Annotated in this window: 10 protein-coding genes and 2 pseudogenes; 2 read left to right on the top strand and 10 right to left on the bottom strand. The window is 69.7% G+C overall.

Features of this window, described 5'->3' with window-relative positions:
- Nucleotides 1-969, top strand: a 969-nt coding sequence (locus tag A5673_RS19290; RefSeq protein WP_156748394.1) for an ATP-binding cassette domain-containing protein, incomplete at its 5' end; no start/stop codon positions are given.
- Here the strand turns inward: A5673_RS19290 and A5673_RS19285 are convergent.
- From A5673_RS19285 to A5673_RS19240, 10 genes and pseudogenes are all read right to left on the bottom strand, one after another.
- Complete coding sequence (locus tag A5673_RS19285) at nt 944-2,338, bottom strand: bifunctional lysylphosphatidylglycerol flippase/synthetase MprF (protein ID WP_068235903.1); 1,395 nt, start codon at nt 2,336-2,338, stop codon at nt 944-946. The two genes, A5673_RS19290 and A5673_RS19285, sit on opposite strands and share 26 nt — an antisense overlap.
- Nucleotides 2,339-2,467: 129 nt before the next feature.
- Nucleotides 2,468-3,343 (bottom strand): acyl-CoA thioesterase II, encoded by an 876-nt coding sequence (locus tag A5673_RS19280; protein ID WP_068235898.1) that lies wholly within the window; start codon nt 3,341-3,343, stop codon nt 2,468-2,470.
- 26 nt (nt 3,344-3,369) lie between these two features.
- Entirely contained in the window at nt 3,370-4,788 is a 1,419-nt protein-coding gene (pyk, locus tag A5673_RS19275) for a pyruvate kinase (RefSeq protein ID WP_068235895.1), read from the bottom strand.
- A gap of 63 nt (nt 4,789-4,851) precedes the next feature.
- A complete protein-coding gene (locus A5673_RS19270; protein ID WP_068235901.1) occupies nt 4,852-5,253 on the bottom strand; it encodes a DUF2752 domain-containing protein in 402 nt (133 codons plus the stop codon).
- A gap of 133 nt (nt 5,254-5,386) precedes the next feature.
- A complete protein-coding gene (locus A5673_RS19265; protein ID WP_068235892.1) occupies nt 5,387-7,075 on the bottom strand; it encodes a prolipoprotein diacylglyceryl transferase in 1,689 nt (562 codons plus the stop codon).
- Entirely contained in the window at nt 7,072-7,887 is an 816-nt protein-coding gene (trpA, locus tag A5673_RS19260) for a tryptophan synthase subunit alpha (RefSeq protein WP_068235886.1), read from the bottom strand. The genes A5673_RS19265 and trpA overlap by 4 nt, the downstream gene beginning before the upstream one ends.
- Nucleotides 7,884-9,158 carry a tryptophan synthase subunit beta gene (gene trpB, locus A5673_RS19255; RefSeq protein WP_197518426.1) on the bottom strand — a complete coding sequence of 425 codons (1,275 nt, stop codon included), beginning with the start codon at nt 9,156-9,158 and terminating at the stop codon, nt 7,884-7,886. The genes trpA and trpB overlap by 4 nt, the downstream gene beginning before the upstream one ends.
- A gap of 32 nt (nt 9,159-9,190) precedes the next feature.
- Nucleotides 9,191-10,009, bottom strand: coding sequence for an indole-3-glycerol phosphate synthase TrpC (trpC, locus tag A5673_RS19250; protein WP_068235881.1), 819 nt, complete (start codon nt 10,007-10,009; stop codon nt 9,191-9,193).
- Between the two features lie 99 nt (nt 10,010-10,108).
- A complete protein-coding gene (locus A5673_RS19245; RefSeq protein ID WP_068235880.1) occupies nt 10,109-10,786 on the bottom strand; it encodes a TIGR02234 family membrane protein in 678 nt (225 codons plus the stop codon).
- Nucleotides 10,779-11,702: pseudogene (locus A5673_RS19240) on the bottom strand (chorismate-binding protein); the annotation flags it as partial. The gene A5673_RS19245 and the pseudogene A5673_RS19240, both read right to left, overlap by 8 nt.
- On the opposite strand from A5673_RS19240, the pseudogene A5673_RS19235 reads away from it, so the two are divergent.
- Nucleotides 11,694-11,938, top strand: a pseudogene (locus A5673_RS19235) (anthranilate synthase component I); the annotation flags it as partial. The pseudogenes A5673_RS19240 and A5673_RS19235 overlap by 9 nt on opposite strands.

The following is an 11,938-nucleotide window of genomic DNA, read 5'->3' as shown; positions in this document are numbered from 1 at the left end:
CGCCAACGCGATTGGGCCGAGGCCCTTGACGCCGCGGCGCGACCGGCGGCCATCGCCGAGGCGATGCCCACCGCGGCGATCGGGGCCAGCGTTTTGGGCGCGGTGGTGGCCGGCATCGCGCTGGCCCACACGGTCGCGCCCACCACGCTGGCCGTGCTGATGTTGTTGCCGCTGTCCGCGTTCGAGGCGACGACGCCGTTGCCCGCCGCGGCGGTCCAGCTGACGCGGTCGCGGATCGCCGCGCGCCGGCTGCTCGAGCTGGCTCCCCCCGACCGCCCGACCCTGCCCGGCGAGGCGGCACCCGCTGGCGGGTCGCTTTGTGTCGATGTCCGCTCCGGCCACGACGGCGCGTCGCGGGCGGTCCCGGTGCGGCTCGACCTGCCGCCGGGCGCCCGGCTGGCGATCACCGGCGCCAGCGGTTCGGGCAAGACCACGCTGCTGATGACGCTGGCCGGGCTGATCCCCCCGCTCGACGGGCGGGTGACCCTGAACGGAACCGACCTCAGCCGCTTCGACGAAGACGAATTGCACAGGGCGGTCAGCTTTTTCGCCGAGGACGCGCACGTCTTCGCCACCACGGTCCGGGACAACCTGCTGGTGGCCCGCGGCGACTGCGGCGACGACGAACTGACGGCGACGCTCGAGGCGGTCGGACTCGGTGGGTGGCTGGCCGGCTTACCGGAGGGCCTGTCGACGGTGTTAACCGGTGGCGCGCAGGCGCTCTCGGCGGGCCAGCGCAGGCGGTTGCTGCTGGCCCGCGCCGTGATCGCGCCGGCGTGCATCGTGCTGCTCGACGAGCCGACCGAGCACCTCGACGCGGCCGACGCCGAGCGGGTGCTGCGCGAACTGCTGGGTCCGCGGTCGACGCTGATGTCGGCCGAACGGACCGTCGTGGTGGCCACCCACCACTTACCCAAGGGCATCGGCTGCCGCGAGCTGCGACTTACAGGTGGCGCCGGCGCGGCATGAACTCCAGCGTCAACAACACCACCACCAGCGGCAGCAGCTGGGTCATCGAGATCACCGCGTAGCGCCGGGCGTCCATGGCGTGGAACTTGCGCACGTACCGGAACAACGACTCCAGCGCGATCAGCGGGTCGAGAATGTGGATCAACCGGTAGAAGACACGCTGGGCCCGACCGCGATCCTTGTCCTCGAATATCTCGGGGAACGCCGCGAACGACAGCGATACCCGCTGCGCGCCAGCATCTTTGGCGGCCATGATCATGTCGACGCTGAGCCGCTCGTCGATGCCGTTCGGCGATCCGCGGCGACGCCACGGGACGTCGAGGGTGACGTCGCTGCCGCCGCCGGCGGTCGCGTAGCGGTGGAAGCCCTGCACGCGCCCGCCGGCGTCGCGGGCGACGATGAGCTTGATTCCGGGGAACCGGCCCTCCAGCACGCCGTCGAGGTTCATGTAGAAGCCGCGATCGTAGTGGGCGCCGCTGGGGGACGCACGCACCACATCGCTCAACTCCGCGTGCAGGTCGTCGTCGAGTTGCTGCTCGTCCACGATTTCGGTGGTGATGCCGAAGTTGTGGGTACGCTTGACGGCCTGACGCAGGTTGCGGAACTTGCGGCCCACCATCTCGAAGCCGGCCACGTCGACGACGACGTCGCGGCCGATCGGGATGGCCCGCAGCGACCGCCCGGTGACCGCGGGATCGCGCCACAGCTCGAGTCGCCGCTCGCTGCAGCCCACGACCGCGATCCGCCAGCCGTGGGTGTGACACATCGCGGCGAAGTCGGCGACCAGCTCGGGGAATTTCGCTTCGTCGCCGATGGGGTCGCCGCCGACCGCGGCGTATCCCAGCCGGGTGCGATACGCCAGCGCGGCCGTCCCGTCGGCCGTGAAGTGGTAGCACTTGCCCGTCTGCATCGCGAAGGGCGCCAGCGGGTCATCGGAGGTGACATCGATCAACGACCACACCCGGGGCAGGTCCGCGGCCCGCGGGTGCGCCGACGTCGGCCACATCAACGCGATCCCGGACCCGACGATCAGCACGTCGCCCAGCAGGTCGAAAGACAGCACGTGCGCGCCCAGCCCCGCCACCACGAAAACCGCGGCCGCGGCGGCGTGCATGGTGGTCACCGGGCGGCCCAGGAAGATGCCGCGGGCGATGAAGGCCACGGCGCCCAACACCGTCAGCGACCAGCCCAGTCGGTCGCTGTAGTGCCAATCCGGCTGCTGATGGTGTCGGGCGAGGATGACGACCAGCCAGGCCGCCGCGCAGAGCAGGGCCGAGGCCCCGACCCAGCGGGCTGCCAGTGAATCGACATGGACGACAACGCGTTCTCGGGCGCGGGGCTTCGCTGCGACGTCGACCGGTCCGTTCACCTTCACCTCCCGATGCGATCAGCTCCCATTCGCACCGAATACCCGGCTGACTGGAACTTACGCCCGATCGCGGTCCCGGGGGGCGCAAATCAGGCGGTTTTCCTGCGGGTATGCCGTACTGTGACCTGTCTATCGCTGGGCGGACGGGAAATATAACAGCAGGCCCTCCTGCGCCACCGTGGCGATCGCCTGGCCGGCCGCGTCGAAGAAGTGTCCGGTGCCCAGCCCGCGCGAATCCGCGGCCACCGGCGACGACGTGGAGTACAGCAACCAATCGTTGAAGTTGACCGGCCGGTGAAACCACACGGAATGGTTGGCGGACGCCGCAAAGATGCGGTCGAATCCCCACGACAGCCCGTGGGTGGTGATCACCGAGTCCAGCACCGTGGTGTCCGACGAGAACAGCAGGGCCGCGGTGTGCAGGACCGGGTCCTCGGGCAGCGCACCCAGTGCCTTCATCCAGACCCTGTTGTGCGGCAGCCGCTCGCCCTTGTCGCGCATGATCCAGGAGGGATCGTTGGTGAAGCGCCATTCGATCGGCTGCAGGGCGTTGACGAAGTGCGGCACGACCTTTTCGTAGCCGCGCAACAGCTCGCCGAGCGGCGGTTGCGCGTGGGGCTGCGGCACCTGCGGCGGGTCGACGGCGTGCTCGAGTCCGGGGCCGCCCGAGATGTACGAGATCAAAGCCGAGGACAACACGACGCCATCCTGCACGGCGTCGACGCGCCGGTTGGCAAAGCGCCGCTCGTCGCGCAGCCGCGTCACCTGAAACTCGATGTCCTTGGCGGTGTCTCCACCGTTGATGAAGTGCACGGACAGCGCGCTCGGCGGCAGCTCGTCGGACTTCAGCGTGCGGCTGCTGGCGACGAACGACTGCGCCATGAGCTGCCCGCCGAAGGTGCGCATCGGGTTCTTGCTGGGGTGTGATCCGACGAACCGGTCCTCGGCGACCTTTCGGAGGTCGAGTATCGCCAGCAGTTCCTGGAAATCAGAATTGGTGCTGATGGCGGGCTCTCCTTCGGGTCTTTGCGCTAGACGTCGTCCTCCCCGATCCGGTGCACGTGGATCAGGTTTGTCGACCCTACTGTGCCAGGTGGCGCGCCCGCGACGATGACCACCAGATCACCGCGCTTGTAGCGCCCGAGCTCGAGCAGCGACTTGTCAACCTGGCGGATCATGCCGTCGGTCGATGTCATCATCGGGACGATGAACGTCTCGGTGCCCCAGGTCATGGCGAGCTGGCTGCGCACCTCGGGCCACGCGGTGAAGGCGAGCAGCGGCAGCGGGGTGTGCAGCCGCGCCAGCCGCTTGACGGTGTCACCGGACTGGGTGAAGGCGACCAGCGCCTTGGCGTCGAGCCGCTCGCCGATGTCGCGGGCGGCATAGGAGATCACGCCGCGTTTGGTGCGGGGCACATGCGTCAACGGCGGCGCAGCCGTGGAGTTCTCCTCGACCGCGCACACGATGCGCGACATCGTCCGAACCGCCGCCAGCGGGTACTTGCCCACCGACGTCTCCCCCGACAGCATCAACGCGTCGGCGCCGTCGAGCACGGCGTTGGCGACGTCGGAGGCCTCGGCCCGGGTGGGTCGCGAGTTTTCGATCATCGAGTCGAGCATCTGGGTCGCCACGATGACGGGTTTCGCGTTCTCCCTGGCGATTTGGATCGCCCGCTTCTGCACCAGCGGAACCTCTTCGAGGGGCAGCTCGACGCCCAGGTCGCCGCGGGCCACCATGATGGCGTCGAACGCCAGCACGATGGCTTCCAGGTTGTCGACGGCTTCGGGCTTTTCCAGCTTGGCGATCACCGGTACCCGCCGCCCGATCCGGTCCATCACCTCGTGCACCAGCTCGACGTCGGACGGCGAGCGCACGAACGACAGCGCGACCAGGTCGACCCCCAGGTTCAGCGCGAACGTCAGGTCGTCGATGTCCTTGTCCGACAGGGCGGGCGCGGACACGTTCACGCCGGGCAGCGAGAGCCCCTTGTTGTTGCTGACCGGGCCGCCTTCGACGACGGTGCAGACCACGTCGTCGCCGTCGATGGCGTCGACCACCAGGCCGACCTTGCCGTCGTCGACCAGGATGCGGTCACCGACCACGGCGTCCTTGGCCAATTTCTTGTAGGTGGTCGAGACGCGGTCGTGGCTGCCTTCGCATTCGGCGACGGTGATGCGGACCGTTTCCCCGTCCGCCCAGTAGGTGGGGCCGGTGGCGAAGCGTCCCAGCCGGATCTTGGGGCCCTGCAGGTCGGCGAGCACACCGACCGCGCGGCCGGTCGTGTCGGAGGCGGCCCGCACGCGGTCGTAGGCGGCCTTGTGATCGGCGTAGTCCCCGTGGCTGAAGTTCATTCGAGCGACGTCCATTCCGGCCTCTACCAGCGCCAGGATCAGTTCGTCGGAGTTTGTTGCCGGGCCCAGGGTGCAGACGATCTTCCCGCGTCTACTCACGGCGAACCAGCATAGTCGCGCGGCGCGGGGGCAGCCGGAGTTAACCGATTGGACGCAACGCGGCTACCCGCTGAGGACGGTCGGAACCAGCGGGAAGCCCGGCAGGTTGCGCAGCACCGTCCACGCGATCGCGACGACTGTGATCGTCACCACCGCCGGCGTCGACAGCACTGGCCGGCCGCGCCGACGGCGCAGCAGGATCCAGCCGGCCAGCGCCGGGATGGCCACCAGGATGAAGACGTTGTCGTTGATGGTGGCCGTCAGGTCACCGTGCAACAGGTCATGCGTCATGCGAAGGCCACCGCACAGGGGGCAGTTCCAGCCGGTGAGCCACTTGAACGGGCACAGCGGATAGATCGAATGCGTGTTGTGCGGATCGACCAGCGCGACATAGCCGACCGCGCCGGCCAACAGCGCGCCGCTGCCCACCGCGGCGTACGTCCGGTGTGTGTGCTGGCCGATCACGTCGTCCACCTTAGTGCGCCGACCTGGCCGGTGGGCATGTGTGAATCCTGGGCGACGACACGCCGACGCACTTCGCCGCCAGCTCACACCGAAAGCCCTGAGTTCACACTCGACCCGTACGCGCGCTGGGCCCCTAGCGGCCGCGCCGGCTTCTCAGTCGGAAGCTCAGTCGCCGCCGGGTTGAGCCGACGGGGGCGTTCTCATCGTCACCGCCGGGCTCTGGTTCCGAGTGTGGTTCGGGCTCTTCATCTTTGGGCTCGGCGGGTTCTGGTTCGGCGTCAAGGTCTTCGGCTTCGGGCTCGGCGACCTCGGCGTCCTCGGCCTCCGTCGCGACGGCCTCGGCATCGTCGGTGTCCGGCTCCGCGGGTTCGCCTTCCTCGGCCTCCGCGACGGCCGCCGCGGCCGCCGCGACTTCGGGTTCCGACGCCTCGGCCTCCTCAGCCTCGGCCTCGTCCGCTTCGGCCTCCGGTTCCTCGGCCTCGTCGACCTCAGCCTCTTCCGCTTCGGCTTGCGGTTCCTCGGCCTGCTCGGCCTCCGGTCCCTCGCCCTCCTCGGCCTCCGGTTCCTCGGCCTCAGCCTCGCCCTCCTCGGCTTCCGGCTCCTCGGCCGCGTCGGCTTCCGGCCCCTCCGTTTCCGGTTCCGCAACCTGAACTACTTCGGTTTCGGCCTCGGCGGTTTCGGCCCCACCGGCGACCGGTTCCGCGGCCTCGGCCGTTTCAGGCTCTGCGGTCACCGCCTCCGGGGCTTCGACCTCCGTTGTCACGGTCCCTGCGTCGGCCTCTGCCTCGACGGGCTCCACCGGTTTCGACCGCCTTCGCGGAATCAGCCGTTTCGCCGTCCTCCCCGCCGCCATGACACCGGCGACCGTGGCGGCCGCCGCCACCGAAGCGCCGGTTATGGGCTCGGGTTCTGATCCGGTCCGCGGCTTGGGCGGCGGCGCATCGTCGGGCACCGGATAATCGGTGTGCAGGCTCGCGGGATCCTCGCGGCCCTTCGGCGCGAGGATCATGTACACCACGGCCCCGATGAACACGAAAGTCGATGTGAAGACGTTGATCCGGATCCCGGCGATGAGCGTGGCCGTGTCGTTGCGCATCAACTCGACGCCGAAGCGCCCGATGCAGTAGCAGGCGACATACAACGCGAACAGGCGCCCGTGACCGAACCTGAAGCGCCGGTCCACGTAGATCAACGCCACGAAAACCAGCACGTTCCAGATCAATTCGTACAGGAACGTCGGGTGCACCACGAGAGCGACCTGCCCGGTCGAGACGCCGTCGAGCGAATGCGGGTCGACGTATCCGGAGGGGTCGCGCCGGTAAAAGATCTCCAAACCCCACGGCACCGTGGTTTCCCGGCCGTAGAGCTCCTGGTTGAAGTAGTTGCCGAGCCGACCGATGGCCTGCGCCAGGATGATTCCCGGCGCGATGGCGTCGCCGAAGGCCGGCAGCGGAATGTTGCGGCGCCGGCAAGCGATCCACGCGCCGACGCCGCCGAGCGCCACCGCGCCCCAGATGCCCAGGCCGCCGTCCCAGATTCGCAACGCCGCCCCGAACCCGGCGCCGCCCGGGCCCCAATAGGTCCGCCAGTCGGTGGCGAGGTGATAAAGCCGGCCGCCCAGCAATCCGAACGGCACGGCCCACAGCGCGACGTCGTAGATGAGTCCGCGCTGGCCCCCGCGGGCCTCCCAGCGCCGGTCCCCGATCATGAGCGCGACCACGATGCCGGTGATGATGAACAACGCGTAGGCGCGGATGGGCAGCGGCCCGAGGTGCCATACCCCCCGCGGCGGGCTGGGGAAATACGCGAGCAAGTGGGTCACGAGGCCGCCGCCCGTTGCCGCACACCCGTCGCCAGCTCCTCGGTCAGCGCGCGCAGGGCGGGCAGCCCGCCCTCGCCCAGCGCCGACACCAGCGCGGACCCGACGATGACACCGTCGGCGTAGCCGCCGATCTGCGCGGCCTGCTCCCGCGATCGCACACCCAGACCGACGCCGACGGGTATGTCGGACACCTCCCTGACCCGGCGCACCAGTTCGGGCGCGGCGTGCGACACCGCGTCACGCGCCCCGGTCACCCCCATCGTCGAGGCCGCATAGACGAAGCCGCGTGACGCCTCGACGGTGGTCGCCAGCCGCTCCGGCGTGGAGGAGGGAGCGACCAGGAAGATGCGATCCAGCCGATGCGCGTCGGAGGCCGCCACCCACTGCCCGGCTTCGTCGGGGATGAGGTCGGGGGTGATCAGGCCGTGCCCGCCCGCCGCCGACAAATCCCGCGCGAACGCGTCAACGCCGTAGCGCAGCACCGGATTCCAGTACGTCATCACCACCGCGCGGCCACCGGCCGCGCTGATCGCTTCGACCGCGGCCAGCGTGTCCCGGACCCGCACTCCCCCGTGCAGCGCCACCTCGGTCGCCCGCGCGATCGTCGGGCCGTCCATGCCCGGATCCGAGTACGGCACGCCGACTTCGATGATGTCGCAACCGGATTCGACGAGGGCGACCATCGCGTCGATCGAGGTGGCGACGTCGGGGTAGCCCGTCGGCAGGTAGCCGATCAGCGCCGCGCGGTTGTCGCCGCGGCAGGACTCGAAGGCCGGCCCCAGCCGGCTCGCCTCGCTCTGGTGCACGGTCATTGCTCGTCGGGCCCCATCAGGCCGAACCACTTCGCGGCCGTCGCGACGTCCTTGTCGCCGCGGCCCGACAGGTTGACCACGACGACGGCGCCGCTGCCCAATTCGGCGCCGAGCCGCAGCGCCCCGGCCACCGCGTGCGCCGATTCGATGGCCGGGATGATGCCTTCGGTGCGGCACAGCAGGCCGAACGCGTCCATCGCCTCGGCGTCGGTGATGGGCCGGTACTCGGCGCGTCCGGTTTCCCGGAGCCAGGCGTGTTCGGGACCGACCCCGGGATAGTCCAAACCCGCTGAGATGGAATGGGATTCGATCGTCTGGCCGTCCTCGTCCTGCAGCAGGTAGGAGAACGACCCCTGGAACGCGCCGGGCGAGCCGCCGCTGAACGTCGCCGCGTGCCTGCCGGTCTCGACGCCGTCGCCGGCCGCCTCGAATCCGACCAGCCGCACGCCGGGATCGTCGATGAAGGCGTGAAAGATCCCGATCGCGTTGGATCCCCCGCCGATGCAGGCGGTGACCGCATCGGGCAGCCGGCCCGCCTGCGCCTGGATCTGCACGCGCGCCTCCAGGCCGATGACGCGCTGGAAGTCGCGGACCATGGTGGGGAACGGATGCGGCCCGGCCGCGGTGCCGAAGCAGTAGTACGTGTTGTCGGCGTTGGTAACCCAGTCGCGGAACGCCTCGTTGATGGCGTCCTTGAGCGTGCGGGAACCGGTTTCCACCGCGACGACCTCGGCGCCCAGCAGCCGCATCCGGGCCACGTTGAGCGCCTGGCGGGCGGTGTCGACGGCCCCCATGTAGACGACGCACTCGAGTCCGAGCAGCGCGCACGCGGTGGCCGTGGCCACGCCGTGCTGCCCGGCCCCGGTCTCGGCGATCACCCGGTTCTTGCCCATCCGCTTGGCCAGCAGCGCCTGGCCGAGCACGTTGTTGATCTTGTGAGAGCCGGTGTGGTTCAGGTCTTCTCGCTTGAGGAAGAGCCGCGCCGAGCCGGCATGCTCGGACAGGCGGGTCGCCTCGTACAGCGGCGACGGCCGACCGGTGTAGTTGGCCTGCAACGCGTCGAGGGTGTCGAGGAAGTCGGGGTTGACGCGTTCCTTCTCGTAGGCGGCGGTGACCTCCTCGATCACCGCCATCAGCGCCTCGGCGACGTAACGGCCGCCATAACCGCCGGGGCCGCCGAAATGACCACCCGGATCGGGATCGTGGCGGGTGGGTTCGGCGATGGCCGCACTCGAAAGCGGAAGCTCCGGGCGGGACAGGTCTACCATCACCAATTCTCGACGCGGGGACAGCTCATCGGCGGCTAGCGCGACGGTTTGGGGCAGGACGGGTGGGTGCCCGCGGTGACCAGATCGGCGACCGCCGCGCGCGGGTCGCCACTTTTGACCAGACCCTCGCCGACCAGAACCGCGTCGGCGCCGGCGCCGGCGTAGGCCAGCAGGTCGCCGGTGCCGCGCACGCCCGATTCGGCGATCCGGATCACGTTGCTGGGCAGCCCGGGCGCGATGCGGGCGAAGCAGTCCCGGTCCACGTCCAGCGTCGTGAGATCGCGGGCGTTGACGCCGATCACCCTCGCCCCGGCCTTCAGGGCACGGTCGGCCTCTTCCTCGGTGTGCACTTCGACCAGCGCGGTCATGCCGAGCGATTCGGTGCGGTCCAGCATCGACACCAACGCCGATTGTTCCAGCGCGGCGACGATCAGCAACAGCATGTCGGCGCCGTGCGCGCGCGCCTCGTGGATCTGATAGGGCTGCACCACAAAGTCTTTGCGCAGCACCGGGATTGACACCGCGGCCCGCACCGTGTCGAGGTCGTCGAGCGAGCCGCGGAAGCGTCGTTCCTCGGTCAGCACGCTGATGATGCGGGCGCCGCCGTCTTCGTAGGCCTGGGCAAGCTTTGCCGGATCGGCAATGGGCGCTAGCGAACCCGCCGACGGGCTGGCGCGCTTGACCTCGGCGATGACGCCGATACCGGGCTCGCGCAACGCGGCCATCACGTCCAGCGGTGCTGGCGCCGCCGCGGCGGCCGCCTTGATTTCGGTCAGGCTGACAACGGCTTCGCGCGCGGCAACGTCGGCCCGGACTCCCTCGAGGATGGAGTCAAGCACGGATGCCGGACTCATGCCTGTCGTTCCTTCCCACTGCCATCACACTGTCGCCACGATTACTTAGCCGATTTCGATGACGTGAAAGAAGGGTAGCGACCGTCACCTCGCGGCCCGTCACCGACCCTCGGTGTCGGACCCGCGGGCCCGATCGGTCGGGTCACGTCCCTCGTCAAGCGCATCCCAGATCATCCGCTCCGACATGCCCGAGGTCTCCGGCTTTTCATCGCCCTCCAGCATCGCCCCGCCGGTGTCTTCCCGTCGCGCATTCGATCGGCGGGTCGCGGGCGCGGCGAACTTCGTTGCGCCGTCGCGGGCCTTCGAGGCCGACCGCATCAACAGAACGGCCGCGGTCAGCGTGCACACCGCGGCGGCGACCGCGATCCCGGCCCCCCAGTAGCGCCGCTCGCTTCCCACCAGGAACATCACCGGGATATGCGCCAGGTCGGCGCCGCGCACGCCCACGTCCGGAATCACCCACAAGCTGACCCCGAGATAGCCGACCGCGAGGCTGCCCACCGCCAGCAGCCCCGCCAACACCCGCAGCGGCCAGCCGCGCACGGCGAGTGCCGCCACGGCGGTCGCCAGCATGAGCAGCGCCAACGGCAGCAGCGCCGACGACCACGTCGCGCCCGACAGCGTCACCTGCTTCGGCTGGCCCAGCCCGTCGAACGAGCGGACCACCACCCACGGCAGCCGCGAGGCCACCCACAGCGCCGCCGCGGCCGCCATCAGCAACAGCTGGGCAACCACGATCGTGATCCGGCCCGCCCGGGCCGGGCGTGCATCACCCATTGCTGCCCGGTGGCGGCGCCGTCAGCGTCTCCGCGGCCGCGATCGCGTTGAGCACCGCCCGCGCCTTGTTCGAGGCTTCGGTGTATTCGTAGGGGCCGTTGGAATCGGCCACCACCCCGCCGCCTGCCTGAACGAAGGCGGTGCCCTCGCGCATCAACGCGGTGCGGATGGCGATCGCGAAGTCGGCGTTGCCGGCGAAGTCGAGGTAACCGACCACGCCGCCGTACAGGCCGCGGCGCGTCTTCTCCACCTCTTCGATCAGCTCCATGGCCCGCACCTTGGGCGCGCCCGACAGCGTGCCGGCCGGGAAACACGCCGTCACCGCGTCCAGCGCGGTGCGGCCCTCGGCGAGCATCCCCGTCACCGTCGACACCAGGTGCATGACGTGGCTATAGCGTTCGATGTGGCTGTAGTCGTCGACGCGCACGGTGCCCGGCGTGCAGACGCGGCCGAGGTCGTTGCGGCCCAAGTCCACAAGCATCAAATGCTCGGCCCGTTCCTTGTCGTCGGCGAGCAATTCCTTTTCCAGCAGCTGATCCTCTTCGTCGGTCTGCCCGCGCCAGCGGGTTCCGGCGATCGGATGCGTGGTGGCCCATCCGTCGGCGACGGTGACCAGCGCCTCGGGGCTGGAACCGATGATCGAAAAGTCCGTTGCCCCAGCGCTATTGGGTACGTGCAGCAGATACATGTAGGGACTGGGGTTGGTGGCCCGCAGCATCCGGTACACGTCGATGGGGTCGACGTCGGTGTCCATCTCGAAGCGCTGCGAGGGCACCACCTGAAAGGCCTCGCCGGCCGCGATCTGCTCGACGAGGTAGTCGACGATCTTGCCGTACTCCTCGACGGTGCGCTGCGCCCGGAACCGCGGCTCCGGCTTGCCGAACGTCGCGACCGTCGACGGCAGCGGCTGCCCGACATGCTGCTGCTGCTGGCCACCGACCTGGCGGCCGTCGACCACCACGAGGGCACCATCACGCTGATCGCCAACGCCGTGAACTGGAACGGCACCGACGAGCGGGTCGACGAGGCCTACGACGACGCGGTCGCCCGGCTCGACGTGATGACCAGCGCGCTGGGGCAGCCGCTGCCGTCGACGGTCGCGACGTTCGGCAAGCCGGAGCCGCGGTTCCGGGCGCAGCGCACCGTCGAGGA

It is taken from the genome of Mycobacterium sp. E3198 (assembly GCF_001667015.1).
GTDB lineage: Bacteria > Actinomycetota > Actinomycetes > Mycobacteriales > Mycobacteriaceae > Mycobacterium.
The sequence above is the reverse complement of the archived record's forward strand: the minus strand, read 5'-3'. Positions and strand labels throughout refer to the sequence as shown.